We start from the raw sequence: 18,664 nt of genomic DNA, 5'->3' as shown, positions 1-18,664 counted from the left end.
AGTTAACGTTCCACATTGTAATCAAAAAAAAACCTCCCGGTGGGAGGTTTTAGATACACACTTCAGCCTCCCTCAGGTAATGGGGATAAAGCCAAAGAAAAAAGTTGAAGTATGCGCGTAATTTATTTTCATAAAATCACTTTATGACTATGTTCTGACACTGTCAATTACAAATCACATATAGCTTATACTATTATTTTTTATTCGCTCAACAATGCTGCCAGCATCGCTCTGACTTCGGTTGGTTCAAAGGGTTTATCACAAAGGGCATTTACACCGGTTTGCTGAATGTTAGCCATATGCGCGCTGTCAGCCGCTTCAGACGTGACCATGATAATGGGAATATGGGTGGTTTCTGGATTAAAGCGAATGAACTCAGATAATTCGCGTCCATCCATCTCAGGCATGTTGTAATCCGTCACCACCAGGTCAAACTCTTCATCTTTAATAAATGTGAGCGCCATGGCACCGTTTTCTGCTTCGCGAATTTTCTTCAGCCCCATGCCTTCCAGCACCCGGCGAATATGGTTGCGGGCTAGTCGACTGTCATCGACCAACAATACCCTCACTTCCTGAACATCAAATAATTCAAGTTCCAGTTCATCATGGTTAATCAAATCCAGGCTTGCATTGAGTGCTCTGGAAAGATGTAATGGTTCAAAAGGTTTTGGAAGAATCGCGGCGACACCCGCCTGTTTGAATTCTTCTAACTTACTTAAGCGATTTTCACTTGAAACCAGCATAAACGGAATCGTCTTAAACTCATCCGACTCTTTAATATACTTAAGCAGATCGATTGCCGTTCCATCTTCAAAATACATAGCACTGACAATGAGGTCAGCACCGTGAGAGCGCACCGCGGCGCGGGCCTCAGCAAGTGTGCTGACAGGGTCAATTTCTTTCACCTTTTCTTTTAGCAGTAAGGTAGTAATGATTTTGCGTTGGGTGTCTGAAGGCTCCACTAACACTATATGCAAGTCAGATATTGACAGCTTTTCCATCTATGTTTACTCATTTATAGTAGTCGCTTAACACAAATAAGTTGGCGCGACGTTAAGATTTAAAAATAATTCTGGTTTATCCGCCAGCGAGTTTTACGCTAAACCCTTTAGCCTGCAAAAGTGTTTGTAATTTGGCGCGATCATCGGTCTGTACTTCAATGGTGCCATCTTTCACCGCACCGCCACAACCACATTTTTTCTTCAGTTCGGTGCAGACATTTTTTAAAGCTTTGGCATCCAAATCTAAACCGTGAATAATCGAGACACCTTTTCCCTTGCGTCCTTTGGTTTCCCTATGAATTCGCACCACGCCATCTTTTGATGTAGACCGCACGTCTGATCCTGCCGATTCGTGTATTCGCCCGCTTTCGGTGCTATAAACCAATTTGGAATTTTGCATGGTATGACTTTTTTTAAAATGAATCTTATCTACTATTGTAAAAGAACATCGCTAGTATGTTAATAATATAACGGATTTAGCCGCTTTGGAGAAATGAATGGCAATTAGCACGAATTGGGAACAAGCGAACAGATCTCTCACCATAACAATGGATGAAAAGTTTGATTACAGTAAAGTTCAAGAGTTTCGCCACGCTTATACAGATACGCCAGAATCACCGAATCAAATAGTGGTTGATCTGGCAGAGACGCAATACATAGACAGTTCCGCGCTTGGCATGTTGTTAAACATGCAAAAGTTTTTTAACGAAAACGGAATCAAATATCACATTGTAAACAGTCGGCCCCAGGTGGCGCGCATTCTTAAAATTTCGCGTTTCGATAAAAAGTTTGTAATCAGCGAACGATAATTTTATTCAACGCGGGGAATGTTAATGCGTATTTTAATTGTAGATGACGAGCCAGTGAATCGTTCCTTACTTTTGCACATGTTAAAGGAAGAAGGGTACACGGATTGTTTTGAAGCTGAAGATGGAACTGAAGCACTTCGGCTAGCCGAGAAGCACCAGCCTGATCTGGTTTTACTGGATGTCATGATGCCCGGTATGAGCGGTTTTGAGGTGGCGCCAAAGCTAAAGACACTTTACAAAGCAAGTTATCTACCTATTATTTTCATCACTGCATTGGACGATCGTGAAAGCCTGATTAAATGTCTGGAAGTAGGCGGCGATGATTTCGTCTCTAAACCTTTTGACCGCTTAATACTAGCGGCTAAAATTCGCGCCCACAGCCGCATTCGCTTACTCAGCAAACGCGTAGATAAACAAAATCAAGAACTATTAGGGTTCCAGCGTAACGTAGATAGAGAACACACCATCGTTGAACACATCTTCTCTAACGCAATTGTGAACAACAAATCGGTAAGCCGATTTTTCGATTATAAAATATCCCCAGCGGCTACCTTCAATGGTGATTTATTTCTTTGTGCTGCCAGCCCGGGTGGTGGACTCTATTTTCTTTTAGGCGACTTTACTGGACACGGTCTGGCCTCTGCAATAGGTGCTCTGCCTGTCACGCGGATTTTTCGGGCTATGTCAGTGAAAGGCTTGTCTGTTAGTGAAATGGCGTACACGCTTAATGGCATGCTACTTGAGTTGCTACCACCCGATATGTTCTTCGCTGCGGTCCTGGTTGAGGTTGATGCATCAGGTAAACGCCTCACCGTCTGGAATGGCGGTATGCCGCAAATGATGTTGAAAAGTGAAACCGGTAAACTCGTTAGAACTGTTGACTCCAGACATATGGCATTGGGCATTCTTGAGCAGAGTGAGTTTGATAGCGTATGTGAAGTATTTGATGCGCAATATGGCGACCAACTATTTTCCTGCACTGACGGTTTAATGGAAATTACTAACGATGAGGGCAGGATGCTGGATGAAGATGGACTGCAACGCTGGTTCTTAGCTGCTCCACATGTTACCGCTGAACACCTTTATCAACAGGCAAGAGCGTACCTGGGTGAGGCCGAACCTCATGATGATATGACCATTGCCATCTATCGGGCGACACCATTATACGAGCTAAAGGATAATATTCAGCTAAGTAAAACGCCGTTTGAAATCAACATGAAGTTAACCAGTGCAGATCTGCAAAACGAACACGTACTGGAAACAATAATGGACATGATCAATAGCCAGCAAGGGTTAAACTGGATCCGCTCCAATCTGTTTACGGTACTGACCGAAATGTTTAATAACTCACTTGAACATGGATTGCTGAATCTTGATTCAAGCATAAAACGTTCACCAGAAGGCTTTATCGCTTACTACGACGAACGGGAAAAACGCCTGGCGGCTCTGCAAAATGGATACATCAGCATTGCGGCGAGATACGACCCGATAGGAAAGGCATTGACCCTGATAATGGAAGATTCAGGCCAGGGTTTTGATGTTGAACGAGTGACAAACCCTGATTTAGACAGTAGCTCAGGACGGGGTGTGACCTTACTGCGGGAACTTTGTGAAAATGTTGAGTACGCCAATAATGGATCAAAAATAACCGTAACCATGAAAGTTTGAGTTTATACAAAAGGTTAACATTTAGCGTGGCGTTCGCAGGCTATTTTGATATAGTGGGATGGCTTCATTTGCACTATAAAGAGAATAGCTATGTTAAAAGCGGTACTGGACTTGTTTAAACAGTCAAATGACAAAAAAGAAGAGTCACTTTCTGTTGAGTTAGCCACAGCAGCGCTTCTCAGCGAAATTATCCGAGCTGATCGCGAAACCGATGAGCGCGAACTCACCGCTTACAAAGCCATTCTTGAAAAGCAGTTTTCGTTGTCCGATGAAGCCCGGCAGAGCCTGGTAGAAGAGGGGCGAGAAACGGCAGAAGATGCCGTCGATTTGGTGCAATTTACGCAAGCCATCAACCAGCAATGCGATAATGAGAAAAAACAAGCCATCTTAAAAGGCTTATGGCAAGTAGCCTATGCTGATAACACGATTGCTCCCATAGAAGAGCATACAATCCGCAGGATAGCAGACCTTTTGCATATTCCTCATAGCCAGTTTATTAAAACGAAATTGTCGGTTACTGGAGAATAGTACCCGGTCGCTAAGGAAAGGTAACACTGAAAGAATGGGAACAGGTGCAGTACAGTGTTTAAGCCAGTAAAATCTTCTCTCACCGCCATTATCGTAGGTGCGGTGATTTTGTCTACCTTGATCGTGCTTTGGCTTACACAGGAAGAGCACGAAGCGCTTCTTTTCAACTCGGTAAAAGCGCACTACGCTTCGCTTGCGAGAGACTTGAGCGCAGATCTGCAACCTGTGATGGAAACGCGACCTGTAAATATCACTGATCTTGAGCCAAGCTTAAGCAGTTTGATCGCATATGACGCGTTAGCCTACGCTGCTATTTACAATATCGATTTCAAGCAGATTGCTTTTTTCCAGGGCGCTCGTTTTGATTCACAAAAGAATTTCCCGCTGTTGGACTCAACCCAGCCCTGGGACGTGGGCAGCTTTTTGATTAATGGTCATCTGGTAACATTCGAACGAATCGGCCCGCAGGATTTTCCTGAAGGCTTTCTGGTTTTAGTCAACGATGCGACACATTTGATAAAGCGCAGTAAACGTTCACTATTATGGCAATCTCTGCCATTGATCTTAGTTGTGTTATTACTTATTTTGCTGGTCAGTTTTTTATTCGTCAATCGCTTGCTCAGACCATTGTATGCGCTCTCGAGATTTACCCATGAGGTGAGCGAAAGTAAAGATTATGCGCTGCGATACAACGAGCACCATAATAATGAGTTTGGACACCTCGGCGACAACATCAACAGCTTGATGGATACCATTGAAGTCGAACTAACGATAAATCACGAGCAAAATCAAACGTTGGTTGAGCAACAGCAAACTATGACCCGGTTGGCGAATTTCGATAGCCTCACGGGTTTACCTAATCGTCAGTTCGTGATGGATAATTTGCGTCTTGAGCTAGCCAGAGCAAAACGAGCTGACGACGATTTGGTCCTGATGTTTTTCGATTTGGATGGGTTTAAGGGCATCAATGATTCGTTAGGCCACGAAACGGGCGACTTAATCCTTATCGAAGTGGCGGACAGAGTGACAACCATGTTGCGCGAGGGCGATTTGGTTGCGCGGCTGGGGGGAGATGAATTTATTATTTTACCCGACCGCGACACCAGCGATACCAGTGTTACCAATATGGCTAACCGGGTTATTTCAGCATTTTCAGAGCCCTTTCAGTTGCGTGGATTGTCACTGACGGTTGGCGTAAGTATCGGTATTGCACGGGCGAAAGATGCGAGTTATGAATTAAGTCAGTTGATGAGTAACGCCGATTTGGCGATGTATCGCTCAAAGGCAAGGGGGCGCGGTACCTTTACAGTCTTCACTATCGATATGGTGGACTCCCATAAGCGCAAACTGTCAATTGCCAACAGCATTGAACAGGCCATTAGCAACAATGAGTTTATTGTTTATTACCAGCCCAAAATCGATAAAAACGGGTTAATTATCGCGTTCGAAGCGCTCATCAGGTGGCAGCATCCGGAATTTGGCATGATCATGCCAGGTGAATTCATTCCCATTGCAGAGCGGGGCGGAAAAATCACTTCGATAACCGAATGGATGATTGAACAAGTGGCTAAGGAGATGCCTGCCATCCGTTCTATTTTAAAGCGTCGTTTTCGGGTTTCAGTCAATTTATCTGGCCATGATCTAAGGCATGGGGGATTGTTTGATATGATTCACGACATCTTTAATCGCCATATGGTGAACCCGGAATACATTGAATTTGAAGTAACCGAGTCAGCCTATCTGGAAAACTTTGCCTTGTCGAACAAGTTTTTCCGAAGAGTAGGCAATATGGGATGTGCTATTGCGCTGGATGATTTTGGTACGGGGTATTCATCGCTCAGTTACCTCACTCAAATCAGTATTGATACACTTAAAATCGATCGTCAATTTATCCGCGAACTTGAAACATCAGAACGCAGCCGATTAGTTACCGGCACTATCATTGACTTAGCCAAACGCCTGTCACTCACTATCTGTGCCGAAGGGATTGAAAATCATAATCAATGGGACTATTTGCTGGAACACGGATGTGACCACGTTCAGGGGTTTTTGTTTAGTGAACCGGTTCCGCTGGATAGCCTGCCTTTTCTGCCAGTTCGGTTTCACCGTCAAACAACTCCTGCTTCCTGAGCTAACATTTCACGCTATAGTGTTGCTAAAAAGGAACATGAATTATCCGTTTGTTGCAACACTTTTGCGTAACTATATGAATTAAATGAGTTTTATAATGTTGGCTTGTTTCTGGCTTAGGGTTCCTGATATTACTATTGTCTTCACTGTTAGATGAAGTGTGAAAACTGCCATTGAAAAGTGAAAAGTGAAAAGTAAAAAGAAGGAGTTGTGTATGAAACGAGTAGAAAAATTTTTATTAATGATGGTTGTCGCCATTGCTGTGCAGACCACATTGGTTGCGAACGCCAAAGCCCAGGCTGATTTGCTGACTAAACTGGATATGGACCAGGATGGTTATATTTCTCTTCGAGAAGCGGTGAGTAATACCGACCTGCTTCGACATTTTGGTATGATTGACGCCAATGAAGATGGCAAGCTCAGTCCGGAAGAACTGAAGGCGAGTGGAAAAATAGCAGCTATCCCAGACAGTCAAAAATAATTCTGTAAACTAAAAATAAAACGTTACTATTAAGTAACGTAAAAAATCCGTTTTCGTGTTTTTTACGTTATCTGTTGCAAAAAAGTGTACTAGGTTAAGCAAGCCCATAAAAACGTAGTCACATGGAATCGCAATGCATACTTTTATTCGCTATATTGCGTCAGTCTTTGTTGATGCAGAGCATGTAAAGTACAGGCGAATATCAAATAAAAAGTAAAACAAAGACGTAGTGTGAATAATTAGTGAGACTAGGTTCCTTAAGACAACTTACATTAGGCAGTTTTGTGCTGGCATTGGTCCCACTGATTGCATTGCTATGGCAAAGTCAGAACGACTTAGCCAAAGTCGGCCGTATGACAACAATCGAAACTCGTTACGTGGTCAATGTTGTTGGGTTGATGCAACAGCTTGACGCCGCAGCGATTGATCTGGAACGCAGCATCAGGCAATTTGTTGTGCTGGAAAGTAATGCGGTTGCTGATTTAACCGACAACGCCATGTTGCAGTTCATCGACGCGAAAAAATCGTTGTGCAAGGCGCTGGAGGACAGTCAGACCTGCGTTCGCCTGGATAATCACATTACGCAACTTAAAGCTTTTCGCAGAATCGATGACCAATTTCTGATGAACACCTATCTGGCATCATTGAATAGTAGTGTGGCCAGCATGCGTGGCGATGTGGATTTGGCTATTCAACAACGGCTGGCCATTCAAAAAGACGACCTAAACACGATGCAGGCGAAACAGGCCTGGTCGACGGCGATGCTGGTTAGTGTGTCGTTATTACTGATTTTACTGGGTAGTCAACTTATTGTTAACCCAGTTAAAAAGCTCAAGCAGATTATACGTATTTTGGCTCAGCAAGAGGGGGACTTACCCCCATTATCTACGCATGCGCCCAGAGAACTGATTGGCGTTGAAAAGGATTTGCACTGGCTGGCTGAGCGATTACAGCAATTAGAACATATTCGAACAGCGCTGTTACGTCATGCGGCGCATGAACTTAAAACGCCACTAGCAAGCATCAAAGAGGGGTGCAGTTTATTATCTGACAATGTAGTTGGTGAGCTTAACCCACAACAGGTAGAAGTGCTTGGCCTGCTTACATCCAGCACTCAGCGATTAAACCAGCTGGTCGAAAAATTACTCGACTATAATTTATTATTACAGCAGGCGCAGCCGACATTCGCCCAGGTGGATGTCAGTCGCCTGCTTAAAGAATGTCTGGAAGATTATGCACTGGCACTACAGGACAGAGAGGTTACAGTAGATCTGCAGGTAGAAACAATTCTAATAGATGAAGAACTTTACCGGCGAATATTGGATAATCTGGTGTCAAACGCGGTTGCTCATGGAGCGGTCGGCCGCCCGATCAACGTGAGTATTTATATGAAGCGGGATAAAGCCATTCTTGATGTGGCGAACAGGGGGAAACGAATTCCAGCAGAATCGGTCGAAAAGTTGTTTGAGCCTTTCACCAGAGGAGAAGATCCTCGAAACGACAATGTGATTGGCACAGGGCTGGGCTTGTCGATAGTATCCGATTGCGCACGCCTGATGCACGGTGACGTAGCAGTTGTTGATGTTGATTATGCTGATGTTTGCTTCCGTGTAACCATCCCGCAGAAGGAAATGGTGTAATGAGAATAATATGCAGTATTTGCGTGGTTTTATTAGCAGGGTGTAAATTGGTTCCACCCCCCCCTGCAGAACCAGAGCAACAAATTCCACCTGAAATAGTTGAAGTTAAGCAGACCGAACCTATTGATACCTCTGAATTATGTCTGGTGGATGAAGACATCGAAGAGTTTGAGCATCAATGTGATTTGTCCTATTGGACGTCGTTATGGATTAAAGCCGATGAGACGCCCTGGCCAAAACGAAAAGATACTATAAACGCGCTGGGCAATTCGTTTGAAGACAAACTAACCAAAATCATTTTTACCTTACCTATTAGCACGCCATATCAGGACAGGTTACGCGCTTCGCATCTATTGAAGGAGATCCAGGGCAAGTTATCGCCTGATTTTGCGCGCCTGGTGAAGTCAATTGTGCAAGCACCCAACGAACAAATGTTAGAGTATGAATCAGCCATTACATTATTGAGCAGAGTAAATACGCAACAAAGCCAGAGCATCGAAAACCTGCAAAAAGAGCTGGAAGCCCAGCGCAAAAAAGTAGAAGAACTGTTGCAAATCGAAGCTTCATTAATGGATAAAAACAGGAGTAGTCAGCAGTGAGCGATACCACCAGAGCAGCCCCGCAATTATTATTAGTCGACGATGATAAGAGTTTGTTGCGTTTGCTTACCATCCGCCTCGAAGGGGAAGGGTATAGCGTCACCGCAGTTGAAGATGGCCACAGTGCACTAAGAAAATTGCGCAGCGATGATTTCGATGTAGTGCTTAGTGATTTACGCATGCCGGGACTGGACGGTCTGAGCCTGTTTGAAGAAGTCATGGGTATTCGCAAGGATATACCCGTTATTCTGATGACTGCTCACGGGACTATTGCCGATGCCGTAGCCGCCACACAGCGAGGGGTATTTGGTTTTCTACCCAAACCGGTTGATCATGATGAATTAAGAAAGCTCTTACAAAAAGCGTTGAGTCAGTCTCAGGCAGCGCAGCCAAAAGACTGGTGTCAGGATATCATTACTCGTTCGCCCGAGATGTTGAATGTATTGGATCAGGCTTACCGGATTGCTCAGCGTGAAGTGAGCGTGTTGATCAGCGGAGCCAGCGGAACCGGTAAAGAGTTGCTGGCCAATGCTATCCATCGCGCCAGTAACCGCCATAATAAACCCTTCGTAGCGATCAACTGCGGAGCCTTGCCAGAAAACTTGCTTGAATCTGAATTGTTTGGTCACGCTAAGGGCGCGTTTACTGGTGCGGTACAAGCGAATGCGGGTTTATTTCGTGAAGCAGATGGCGGTACCTTATTTTTAGACGAAATTGGCGATATGCCAATGACACTACAAGTTAAATTATTGCGTGCATTGCAAGAGCGCCAAATTCGACCGGTCGGTAGCAGTAAACATGTAGATATAGACGTCCGCGTAATTTCAGCCACGCACAAAGATCTGCATAAGGAAATGGAAGAGGGCACCTTCCGGGAAGATTTATACTACCGCTTGAACGTAGTTAACCTGAAATTACCATCACTTAAAGAACGCAGCGAGGATATCCCGTTACTGGCGCGAGCACTGTTACAGCAAAGCGCCCAGCGTCACGGTGTGAACGTAAACCAATTCTCTGATGATGCCATGCAGTTAATGGTCAAATCAGATTGGCCGGGTAACGTGCGTCAGCTGGTTAACGTGGTGGAACAGTGTGTGGCGTTAACCCAGACGCCGGGGGTTCCGCTGCATTTAGTTGAACAGGCCTTATCAGCGACGAAACAAAGCTGGCCGACACTCACCGAAGCGCGCGATGCATTTGAGCAAAAATACTTGCACAAACTGCTTAAAATGACTGATGGTAACGTCACCCGCGCGGCAGAGCTGGCCGGAAGAAACCGCACCGACATGCACAAATTGATGAAAAAGCATGAACTGGATGCAGGAGATTTTCGCTAATCCCTGTGCCCAAACGCCTTCAATCGCGAAGGCGTTGACGCTTAATTTTCATTTTATCTGCTAATGATAATTCCCATTGGGCTTTAGCGCGCCTTTTGTTTATACTATGCGGCCTTAAAAATGCTCGTGCTTGCGGGTATTTTTCACACGAATTCCTTATTCACTGATATAGCGGTGAATAGTCAGAAAAATAGAGAAAATCAGGGGTCAATGACCATGCGCACAGATTACTGTGGGAAAATTAATGCGTCCTATATCGGACAGGAAGTGACACTTTGTGGTTGGGTAAATAAACGCCGGGATTTAGGCGGTGTCATCTTTGTTGATTTACGTGACCGTGAAGGCATTGTGCAGGTCGTATTTGATCCTGATTTACCTGAAGTTTTAGCAGAAGCGAATAAGCTTAGAAGTGAATTTTGCGTCAAGTTAACCGGTAAGGTAAGGGCGCGTCCCCAAAGCCAGGTGAACACAGAAATGAGCACCGGTGAGATTGAAATTCTGGGCACCGGCGTGGAAATATTCAGTCGCTCTGCCGCACTTCCATTAGATTGGAACCAGGAAAACTCAGAAGAACAGCGTCTTAAATATCGCTATCTTGACCTGCGTCGTCCGGTAATGAGCAATCGCTTGCAATTCAGAGCGAAAGTCACCGGTGCGGTGCGTCGCTTTTTAGAGGAACAGGGCTTTCTGGATATCGAAACGCCTATTCTTACTAAGGCAACACCTGAAGGGGCGCGCGATTATTTAGTGCCTAGTCGTACCCATAAAGGTGAGTTTTTCGCCTTACCGCAATCCCCGCAGTTGTTTAAACAATTGCTGATGATGTCGGGCATGGACCGTTACTATCAGATCGTTAAATGTTTTCGTGACGAAGATTTGCGTGCTGACCGTCAGCCAGAATTTACCCAAATCGATTTGGAAACCACCTTCTTAAATGCTGAAGGCGTGATGAATATCACCGAAAGCATGATCCGGGATTTATTCCAGAAGATGCTGGATGTGGATTTGGGCGATTTTCCGCGCATGACCTATGCCGAAGCCATGAAACGCTATGGCAGCGATAAACCAGATCTACGTAACCCGCTGGAGCTGGTGGATGTGGCTGATTTACTGAATGACGTCGATTTTAAAGTGTTCAGCGGCCCAGCTAACGATCCCAACGGGCGGGTTGCAGTGATTAAGGTGCCTCAGGGGGCTAGCCTGTCACGCAAACAAATTGATGATTATACCAAATTTGTTGGTATTTACGGTGCGAAGGGCCTGGCCTGGGTGAAAGTGAATGATGTGCAGCAAGGTCTGGAAGGCCTGCAGTCGCCTATTCTTAAATTCCTGAACGCTGACATCGCCGCTTCAATTGTTGAGCGTACCAGTGCTCAGACAGGTGATATTTTATTATTTGGAGCCGATTCCAACACGGTCGTTACCGAAGCGATGGGTGCACTGCGTCTGAAGCTGGGTGAAGACTTTAATTTGCTAAAAGGTGACTGGAAGCCCTTATGGGTCGTTGATTTCCCCATGTTTGAAGAAGTTGATGGTCAGTTCCACGCATTGCATCATCCATTTACTTCGCCACGCGGATTAACCGCCGAAGAATTAAAAGCGGATCCCGCCAATGCCATCTCTGACGCATACGACATGGTATTAAATGGCGTGGAATTGGGCGGAGGCTCAGTGCGTATTCATAATCAGGATATGCAGTCAGCGGTTTTCTCTATTCTTGGCATTAACGAAGAAGAAGCGCAGACCAAATTTGGCTTCTTGCTGGAAGCCCTACAGTACGGTGCGCCACCGCACGCTGGCTTAGCGTTTGGTTTGGATCGCTTGGTTATGTTGATGACCGGCGCAACCTCTATTCGTGATGTCATGGCCTTTCCGAAAACCACGACCGCCGCTTGTCCCTTGACCGACGCGCCAAGCCCGGCCAATCCACAACAATTGCAAGAGTTGGCGATTAAAACCTTGCCCCGTGACAATGGGTAATGTCATTTAAACGCCCCGAATCAGCTCTGGTAGTGCTGTACGATCAGCACTATCAGGTGTTAATTTTGCAGCGCGAAGATGATCCTGAGTTCTGGCAGTCAGTCACCGGCACTCTGGAAGAAAACGAGCAGCCTATTCAGACAGCGTACCGCGAAGTGTGGGAAGAAACCGGGATACGCCTGAACCCAGCAGAGCACATGATTACCGATCACCAGCTGACTAACCGTTACGAAATCAGACCTAAATGGCGTTATCGGTATTCCCCAGACATCCGATTTAACATCGAACATGTATTCAGCGCCCAAATCGACAGCCAAATACCTATTGTACTGAGCGAGCATCTTGCCTATAAATGGGTCTCTAAAACTGACGCATTGGCAAGGTTGTGGTCACCTTCCAACCGCGAGGCGGTAGAAAGGTTTGTACCAGAGGAAAAATAATGGTAATACTGGGTATAGATCCAGGTTCTCGTGTAACAGGCTATGGATTAATCAAGCGCCAGGCAGGTAAAATTCACTATGTCGCCAGCGGGTGTATTCGTGTAAAAGGCGATGAACTTGCCCCACGATTAGCTCAAATTTTCACTGGCGTCAGCGAGATTATCCGCCAGTATCAGCCGGATGAGTTTGCCATCGAACAAGTTTTTATGGCCCATAATCCAGATTCAGCGCTTAAACTTGGCCAGGCCCGTGGAGCAGCAATGGTAGCGGCAACGCAAGGGGAGCTGAGCGTAGCCGAATACTCTGCCAGACAGATAAAGCAGGCGGTAGTGGGCAAAGGCAGTGCAGAAAAAACGCAGGTTCAACATATGGTGCGCCATTTACTGAATCTGCCCGGCACCCCTCAAGCCGATGCGGCCGATGCACTGGCGGTGGCTCTGTGTCATGCACATACCGCGCAGAGCTTGATTAAGCTGGCAGGACAAGCCAGTAAAACAGTGCGCAGACGATTAAGATAACGAAGAAGCAGTAATTATGATTGGAAGAATTCACGGCACGCTACTAGAAAAACAACCGCCCAATGTGCTTATTGATGTGGGCGGAGTGGGTTATGAAATTCAAATGCCAATGACCAGTTTTTATCAATTACCCGAGGTTGAGCAGCCCGTTACGGTATTCACGCATTTTGTGGTACGTGAGGACGCGCAATTATTGTTTGGCTTTGCGGATAAAGTTGAGCGCGGGTTATTTCGGGAATTGATTAAAGCGAACGGTGTAGGGCCCAAGTTGGGGCTGGCAATATTGTCCGGTATGTCGGCGAGCCAGTTTTTACAGTGTGTACAACACGGTGATGTTTCAGGCTTGACCCGCTTGCCTGGTATTGGCAAAAAAACCGCTGAGCGGTTGGTTGTAGAACTAAAAGACAGATTAGCTGATTTTGGTAAAAAGCAGAGTGTTGCGCAGCCTGATCTGGATTCCCGACTCGCAGACGGAAATGCCACAGTGCTATTGAATGACGTGCGCGAAGAAGCACAAAGTGCGTTGATAGCGCTTGGCTACAAGCCCGCCCAGGCAAGTAAAATGGTCTCCGGTGCTTATAACGAAGGTATGGCCAGCGAAGAGGTCATTCGCGAAGCACTTAAGGCAGCGATGTAGGCTAAAGTAAATGATTGAAGCAGATAGATTAATAGCACCCCAGGCATCCACTGAAGAAGAAGTTATCGACAGGGCGATACGGCCTAAACTACTGGCTGACTATACCGGGCAGCAACACGTGTGCGATCAAATGGAGATTTTCATTGAGGCGGCACGAAAAAGAAGTGATGCGCTCGATCATCTGCTGATTTTTGGCCCCCCGGGGTTAGGCAAAACCACACTGGCTAATATTGTGGCGAACGAGATGGGCGTCAACATTAAAACCACGTCTGGTCCGGTACTGGAGAAAGCCGGTGATCTAGCCGCATTGTTGACCAATCTGGAACGCAACGATGTGTTATTTATTGATGAAATTCATCGTTTAAGCCCGGTGGTGGAAGAGATTCTGTATCCTGCCATGGAAGATTATCAATTGGATATCATGATAGGAGAAGGCCCGGCCGCGCGCTCGATTAAGTTAGACCTTCCCCCGTTTACTTTGATTGGCGCGACTACCAGAGCAGGTTCTTTAACCTCACCATTGCGGGATCGTTTCGGTATCGTCCAGCGACTTGAGTTTTATAATGTTGCTGATTTAACCACTATCGTAGAGCGCAGTGCCAGCTACCTGAATATGCAGATGGATAGCTCAGGTGCCACTGAAGTCGCTAAACGCTCTCGCGGTACGCCAAGAATTGCCAACCGCCTACTACGCAGGGTTCGGGACTATGCTGAAATAAAAGCGAACGGAGAAGTATCCGCGGATGTTGCTGCCAGCGCGCTCGACATGTTGGATGTCGACAAAGAAGGCTTTGACTACATGGATAGAAAGCTACTTACGGCAATCATCGAAAAATTTGATGGGGGCCCAGTTGGCTTGGATAATCTGGCCGCGGCCATTGGTGAAGAAAAAGAAACTATTGAAGACGTCATTGAACCCTTTCTGATTCAACAGGGTTTTCTACAACGCACGCCCAGAGGAAGAATTGTTTCCCAGCGTGCCTATCTGCACTTTGGTTTCCAGCCAGAGAAGTAGCTGATTAATTAATAAACCGACCACTTTATATGGCGGGTTAGCGATTCAAGCGCAGCAACTCCCGCCATTGAATTTCCCATTTTATTGAGGGCGGGTGACCATACGCAAATAGAGAAACGTCCCGGCACCACAGCGATAATGCCGCCGCCCACACCACTTTTTCCCGGTAACCCTACCTTAAATGCAAAGCTACCGGCTTCATCATAAAGGCCACTGGTGGCTAACAGAGCATTAACTTGTCTGCTTTGATCGCCACTTAATACTTCATTCTTGGTAATGGTGCAGAAGCCCCGGTTTGCCAGAAACTGGGTGGCCCGTGCCAGATCAACACAACTCATGCGAATGGCGCAGTTCATAAAATAGGTGTGTAATACTTCTTCTACATCGTTATGGAAATTACCAAAAGCCTTCATCAGGTAAGACATCGCAGCATTTCTTGCGCGATACTCAAACTCTGATTCTGCTACATCCACATCGGCCAATATATAAGGGTTACCGGACAACTTTCTGACTAAATCCCGCAATGCAACATGGGGTGAAATCAGTCTGGAGTGCACCATGTCAGTTATAACCAGCGCCCCAGCGTTAATAAATGGATTTCGTGGAATACCGTTTTCATATTCCAGCTGCACTAATGAATTAAAGGGCAAGCCTGATGGTTCACAGCCCACACGTTCCCACAGAGAGTTGCCATAGTAGATATAGGCTAACACCAGGTTAAATACTTTTGAGATACTTTGGATGGAAAACCCTGTATTAGCATCCCCGGCGGTGGTGACTTTGCCTTGGGTATCGCAAATTGCAATGCCGAACTGATTGGGATCCACCTTTGCCAATTCAGGTATATAGCTAGCGACATTACCCTGTCCAACAAGCGGTTTTACTTCTTCGAGAATGTCGTTTAACAATTCCTGCATTGATACTCCAAATAAAATAAGTCAGCCGATTATTACGGTGCCAGGGTTCGTTCCATCGTTTTCAGTGTGGCGCTAAAACGATTTTCTTTCAATACGTTAGTTATCATTCAGCGATTACTTTTAATTTGTACTTTTAACCTTGTATGATGTGTCCGGTCACCGCTTTAAACCAATAGGGTTCTGATTTTTACATGATTATAGAGTTTCTACCCGAGCTAACCACGGTTGCCGTGATTGCAATCTTTATGGCCATCAGTCCCGGTGCCGATTTTGTCATGATCATGCGAAACAGTATTTTTTATGACAGGAGGACAGGTTTGTTTTCTGCCCTGGGCGTCAGTTTTGCAATATGGTTGCATGTGGCTTATTCCATTGCCGGATTAGCGCTAATCATCTCCAGCTCTGTGTTACTTTTTTCACTGATCAAATATTGTGGTGCAGCATATCTCATTTACATGGGCTATAAATCGTTTAAAGCGAACACCAATCTGGATCTGGGCCACTCACGAGGTAATATCAGCGCGCTTTCGGCATTTAAAATAGGTTTTATCACTAATGCACTTAATCCGAAAACGACAGTATTTTTTCTAAGTATATTTACCCAGGTTGTAGAGCCTGGCACACCGCTGCTTATTCAACTACTTTTTGGTGCCATTATTTCACTGGCACATTTACTCTGGTTTAGTGGGGTGGCGCTATTTTTAACCCAGCCGCGGTTGCTTTTGGCATTTAAACGCAGCAAAAATATCATCGAAAAAATGGTCGGTGTGGTGCTGGTGGCGTTCGGAATAAAAATAGCTGTTCAGGCTAATTAATTTTGTTCAGCAATATTTACTAAGATTAAATGCGCCTGCTGTTCAGCAGGGTTCACCAATTGGAGTTCAGTATAATTCGTTGATAAGTTTATTTAGCCAGCCATCTACCATAGTGCCTCGCCACACCAGATATATATCCTCATGACAGGTAAATGGGCAATCCTTCACGGTTAACTTGCTGAATCCTTCTTCCTGTATCACGTAATCGGGTAAATAGCTTAATGTCCAGCCCTGTTTAACCAACTTAATAAGTGAATCGAAGTCATCGCAACGATATCTGATCAATCGGGGTATTTTATCGTCTCGCCAACCATCAGAGCCAATACCACGCTCAATTCCACAAAAAGGTGACACCGCAGGTACTGCGAAGGCCAGCGCGTCCAGGTCTTTGCGAGGAAGGTGCCCGTCGGAATACTTTTGTAAAATTGGGTGGCGTTTGTCTGCAGCAACCTGAAACACAGACCCACTCAATCTGACCGCATGTAAATCAGGATGTTTTTCACTTAGGGCCTGACCAGTGACGATAGCAATATGCGCCATACCTTGATTGATAAGTTTTACCGCGTGACCTTCAAACGCCGCTTTTATCTGAATGGTCAAGTTTTGCTGATTTACCTGATTAAATAATTTGAAAAACCAATAGTTAATGATCACCGGTGGTCCGGCGATGGTAAGTTGATGAACCGCATGTTCGTGTTGATAACGACTTTCGATTTGCTGGTAATCAAGCAACAGTTGCGTGGCATCGCGAACAAACCCCTTTCCGTGCTGATTCAGTTTTAACGTATTGTTCAGCCTGTCAAATAGTTGAACGTGTAGCGTTGCTTCTACGCGCTTAATTATTTTAGATAATGCGCCTGGAGTAAGATGCAGCTGTCGGGCGCTTAATTGCAAATTTTCGGTTGCAGCAACATTAAGCACTTTTTCAATATCGGTGATGTTCAAATTGTTTCCATTTTGGAAATAATTCCTGATTTTAATTCGATTTTATGGAAACGGCAATCTGTGTAACCTGAGGTAAATTTTAGTGAGGCACGCAGAATGGCAATACATCAAAAGTGGATATATAAAACGCGCCCAACAGCGCAAGTCGGAGCTGAGCACTACGCTTATGAAGAATCAGTGCTCGATGATACGCTTTCAGCCAACGAGGTGCTCGTTGAGGCGCGCTTTATCTCCGTTGACCCTTATATGCGCATTCAACAGTCGGCGAAAGCCAATTGGGAGGCACCCCATCCAATCAATCAAATACAAGGGGCGGCTGCAGTGTCACAAGTCCTCAAGAGTTACCACGCCGCGTATCAATCTGGGGATTGGGTGTCAGGCTATACCGGTTGGCAGTCACACGCGCGCGTGCATGGAAATGAGCTAGCTAAACTGGACGCAACGATAGCGCCTGTGGAAACAGCGCTCGGAGTATTGGGAATGCCCGGCCGAACCGCTTGGTTCGGCTTGATGGAAGCTGGCCAACCTAAAGCTGGCGATACGCTGGTGGTATCAGGTGCAGCGGGTGCTGTGGGGTCGCTGGTATGCCAGTTTGGTATTAAAGCAGGCTGCAAGGTGGTAGGAATTGCGGGTAGCGACGAGAAATGCCAGTGGCTTACGACGCTGGGTGTGCACAAAACTCTAAACTACAAGCAACAAAGTGAGCAGCAGATTGAGACTATCCTGCAAGAAAGGGGCGGGGTCGATGTGTACTTCGACAACGTAGGTGGGCAAATCTCTGACGCGGTACTGGCTTCATTGAACGTCCGGGCCAGGGTGGTTATTTGCGGTCAAATTTCACAGTACAATGGGGGATTAGACACCCCACAGACAGGCCCCCGTCTACTGCATCATCTATTGTACAAACGCGCATCTATACAAGGCATTCTCGCACGGGATTTTACTCATCGAATGCCGGAAATGTTTGATAAAGTACTACCCTGGCTGGCTGACGAAAGTCTGGTTTTCAATTCCACCTTCGTAGAAGGGTTCGAGCAACTACCTCACGCATTAAGCGGTCTGTTCGCAGGGGATAATATTGGCAAACTGATTGTTAAGGTTTAATGATCATGCACCGCTTACTGATTTTGATTGCGCTACTTTGGTGTTCTTCGGTGATACATGCCGCTGATAACCACCCCCAACATGATTACATGGGATCACA

At 45.7% G+C, this 18,664-nt stretch carries 19 protein-coding genes; 15 read left to right on the top strand and 4 right to left on the bottom strand.

Annotated elements, in window-relative coordinates; all coding sequences use genetic code 11:
- Positions 1 to 200: 200 nt before the first annotated feature.
- Positions 201 to 1,001, bottom strand: a complete 801-nt coding sequence (locus HCJ96_RS05335) for a response regulator (RefSeq protein ID WP_169210013.1) — start codon at positions 999 to 1,001, stop codon at positions 201 to 203.
- A gap of 76 nt (positions 1,002 to 1,077) precedes the next feature.
- Positions 1,078 to 1,401: a stress response translation initiation inhibitor YciH gene (yciH, locus tag HCJ96_RS05330; RefSeq protein ID WP_169210012.1), complete on the bottom strand. Its 324-nt coding sequence runs from the start codon at positions 1,399 to 1,401 to the stop codon at positions 1,078 to 1,080.
- A 97-nt stretch (positions 1,402 to 1,498) separates the two neighbouring features.
- Between yciH and HCJ96_RS05325 the strand changes: the two genes are divergently transcribed.
- From HCJ96_RS05325 to ruvB, 13 genes are all read left to right on the top strand, one after another.
- Complete coding sequence (locus HCJ96_RS05325) at positions 1,499 to 1,810, top strand: STAS domain-containing protein (RefSeq protein WP_169210011.1); 312 nt, start codon at positions 1,499 to 1,501, stop codon at positions 1,808 to 1,810.
- Positions 1,811 to 1,834: 24 nt separating this feature from the next.
- Positions 1,835 to 3,478 carry a fused response regulator/phosphatase gene (locus HCJ96_RS05320; protein ID WP_169210010.1) on the top strand — a complete coding sequence of 548 codons (1,644 nt, stop codon included), beginning with the start codon at positions 1,835 to 1,837 and terminating at the stop codon, positions 3,476 to 3,478.
- A gap of 90 nt (positions 3,479 to 3,568) precedes the next feature.
- Entirely contained in the window at positions 3,569 to 4,006 is a 438-nt protein-coding gene (locus HCJ96_RS05315) for a tellurite resistance TerB family protein (protein WP_169210009.1), read from the top strand.
- A gap of 54 nt (positions 4,007 to 4,060) precedes the next feature.
- Positions 4,061 to 6,136 (top strand): EAL domain-containing protein, encoded by a 2,076-nt coding sequence (locus HCJ96_RS05310; RefSeq protein WP_169210008.1) that lies wholly within the window; start codon positions 4,061 to 4,063, stop codon positions 6,134 to 6,136.
- A 214-nt stretch (positions 6,137 to 6,350) separates the two neighbouring features.
- A complete protein-coding gene (locus HCJ96_RS05305; RefSeq protein ID WP_169210007.1) occupies positions 6,351 to 6,617 on the top strand; it encodes an EF-hand domain-containing protein in 267 nt (88 codons plus the stop codon).
- A 242-nt stretch (positions 6,618 to 6,859) separates the two neighbouring features.
- Complete coding sequence (locus HCJ96_RS05300) at positions 6,860 to 8,257, top strand: ATP-binding protein (protein WP_169210006.1); 1,398 nt, start codon at positions 6,860 to 6,862, stop codon at positions 8,255 to 8,257.
- Positions 8,257 to 8,856: a hypothetical protein gene (locus HCJ96_RS05295; protein WP_169210005.1), complete on the top strand. Its 600-nt coding sequence runs from the start codon at positions 8,257 to 8,259 to the stop codon at positions 8,854 to 8,856. The genes HCJ96_RS05300 and HCJ96_RS05295 overlap by 1 nt, the downstream gene beginning before the upstream one ends.
- Positions 8,853 to 10,193, top strand: coding sequence for a sigma 54-interacting transcriptional regulator (locus HCJ96_RS05290; RefSeq protein ID WP_169210004.1), 1,341 nt, complete (start codon positions 8,853 to 8,855; stop codon positions 10,191 to 10,193). The genes HCJ96_RS05295 and HCJ96_RS05290 overlap by 4 nt, the downstream gene beginning before the upstream one ends.
- Positions 10,194 to 10,409: 216 nt before the next feature.
- Positions 10,410 to 12,173: an aspartate--tRNA ligase gene (aspS, locus tag HCJ96_RS05285; protein ID WP_169210348.1), complete on the top strand. Its 1,764-nt coding sequence runs from the start codon at positions 10,410 to 10,412 to the stop codon at positions 12,171 to 12,173.
- On the top strand, positions 12,173 to 12,613 hold the full coding sequence (nudB, locus tag HCJ96_RS05280) for a dihydroneopterin triphosphate diphosphatase (RefSeq protein ID WP_169210003.1): 441 nt from the start codon (positions 12,173 to 12,175) through the stop codon (positions 12,611 to 12,613). The genes aspS and nudB overlap by 1 nt, the downstream gene beginning before the upstream one ends.
- On the top strand, positions 12,610 to 13,131 hold the full coding sequence (gene ruvC / locus HCJ96_RS05275) for a crossover junction endodeoxyribonuclease RuvC (RefSeq protein ID WP_343034675.1): 522 nt from the start codon (positions 12,610 to 12,612) through the stop codon (positions 13,129 to 13,131). The genes nudB and ruvC overlap by 4 nt, the downstream gene beginning before the upstream one ends.
- Positions 13,132 to 13,147: 16 nt before the next feature.
- Positions 13,148 to 13,768 carry a Holliday junction branch migration protein RuvA gene (gene ruvA, locus HCJ96_RS05270; RefSeq protein WP_169210001.1) on the top strand — a complete coding sequence of 207 codons (621 nt, stop codon included), beginning with the start codon at positions 13,148 to 13,150 and terminating at the stop codon, positions 13,766 to 13,768.
- A 10-nt stretch (positions 13,769 to 13,778) separates the two neighbouring features.
- The gene (gene ruvB, locus HCJ96_RS05265) at positions 13,779 to 14,783 is read left to right on the top strand and encodes a Holliday junction branch migration DNA helicase RuvB (protein ID WP_169210000.1); all 1,005 of its coding nucleotides are present in this window, start codon (positions 13,779 to 13,781) and stop codon (positions 14,781 to 14,783) included.
- Between the two features lie 8 nt (positions 14,784 to 14,791).
- On the opposite strand, the gene glsB is transcribed toward ruvB, so the two are convergent.
- Positions 14,792 to 15,700, bottom strand: coding sequence for a glutaminase B (gene glsB / locus HCJ96_RS05260; protein ID WP_169209999.1), 909 nt, complete (start codon positions 15,698 to 15,700; stop codon positions 14,792 to 14,794).
- Between the two features lie 191 nt (positions 15,701 to 15,891).
- Here glsB and HCJ96_RS05255 point away from each other — a divergent pair, with 191 nt between their 5' ends.
- Complete coding sequence (locus HCJ96_RS05255) at positions 15,892 to 16,515, top strand: LysE family translocator (RefSeq protein ID WP_169209998.1); 624 nt, start codon at positions 15,892 to 15,894, stop codon at positions 16,513 to 16,515.
- 66 nt (positions 16,516 to 16,581) lie between these two features.
- On the opposite strand, the gene HCJ96_RS05250 is transcribed toward HCJ96_RS05255, so the two are convergent.
- On the bottom strand, positions 16,582 to 17,460 hold the full coding sequence (locus HCJ96_RS05250; RefSeq protein WP_169209997.1) for a LysR family transcriptional regulator: 879 nt from the start codon (positions 17,458 to 17,460) through the stop codon (positions 16,582 to 16,584).
- 96 nt (positions 17,461 to 17,556) lie between these two features.
- On the opposite strand from HCJ96_RS05250, the gene HCJ96_RS05245 reads away from it, so the two are divergent.
- Entirely contained in the window at positions 17,557 to 18,564 is a 1,008-nt protein-coding gene (locus tag HCJ96_RS05245; RefSeq protein ID WP_169209996.1) for an NADP-dependent oxidoreductase, read from the top strand.
- Positions 18,565 to 18,664: the final 100 nt, after the last annotated feature.

Source organism: Alteromonas ponticola (assembly GCF_012911815.1).
Classification (GTDB): domain Bacteria; phylum Pseudomonadota; class Gammaproteobacteria; order Enterobacterales; family Alteromonadaceae; genus Alteromonas; species Alteromonas ponticola.
This window is presented reverse-complemented; position numbering and strand designations above follow the sequence as displayed.

What these genes read in the sequence shown, in the direction of transcription:
- yciH (WP_169210012.1), bottom strand. Translation starts at nt 1,401, where the DNA reads ATGCAAAATTCCAAATTGGTTTATAGCACCGAAAGCGGGCGAATACAC.
- HCJ96_RS05315 (WP_169210009.1), top strand. Translation starts at nt 3,569, where the DNA reads ATGTTAAAAGCGGTACTGGACTTGTTTAAACAGTCAAATGACAAAAAA.
- HCJ96_RS05245 (WP_169209996.1), top strand. Translation starts at nt 17,557, where the DNA reads ATGGCAATACATCAAAAGTGGATATATAAAACGCGCCCAACAGCGCAA.
- nudB (WP_169210003.1), top strand. Translation starts at nt 12,173, where the DNA reads ATGTCATTTAAACGCCCCGAATCAGCTCTGGTAGTGCTGTACGATCAG.
- HCJ96_RS05325 (WP_169210011.1), top strand. Translation starts at nt 1,499, where the DNA reads ATGGCAATTAGCACGAATTGGGAACAAGCGAACAGATCTCTCACCATA.
- HCJ96_RS05295 (WP_169210005.1), top strand. Translation starts at nt 8,257, where the DNA reads ATGAGAATAATATGCAGTATTTGCGTGGTTTTATTAGCAGGGTGTAAA.
- ruvB (WP_169210000.1), top strand. Translation starts at nt 13,779, where the DNA reads ATGATTGAAGCAGATAGATTAATAGCACCCCAGGCATCCACTGAAGAA.
- HCJ96_RS05320 (WP_169210010.1), top strand. Translation starts at nt 1,835, where the DNA reads ATGCGTATTTTAATTGTAGATGACGAGCCAGTGAATCGTTCCTTACTT.
- HCJ96_RS05335 (WP_169210013.1), bottom strand. Translation starts at nt 1,001, where the DNA reads ATGGAAAAGCTGTCAATATCTGACTTGCATATAGTGTTAGTGGAGCCT.
- ruvA (WP_169210001.1), top strand. Translation starts at nt 13,148, where the DNA reads ATGATTGGAAGAATTCACGGCACGCTACTAGAAAAACAACCGCCCAAT.
- aspS (WP_169210348.1), top strand. Translation starts at nt 10,410, where the DNA reads ATGCGCACAGATTACTGTGGGAAAATTAATGCGTCCTATATCGGACAG.
- HCJ96_RS05255 (WP_169209998.1), top strand. Translation starts at nt 15,892, where the DNA reads ATGATTATAGAGTTTCTACCCGAGCTAACCACGGTTGCCGTGATTGCA.
- HCJ96_RS05305 (WP_169210007.1), top strand. Translation starts at nt 6,351, where the DNA reads ATGAAACGAGTAGAAAAATTTTTATTAATGATGGTTGTCGCCATTGCT.
- glsB (WP_169209999.1), bottom strand. Translation starts at nt 15,700, where the DNA reads ATGCAGGAATTGTTAAACGACATTCTCGAAGAAGTAAAACCGCTTGTT.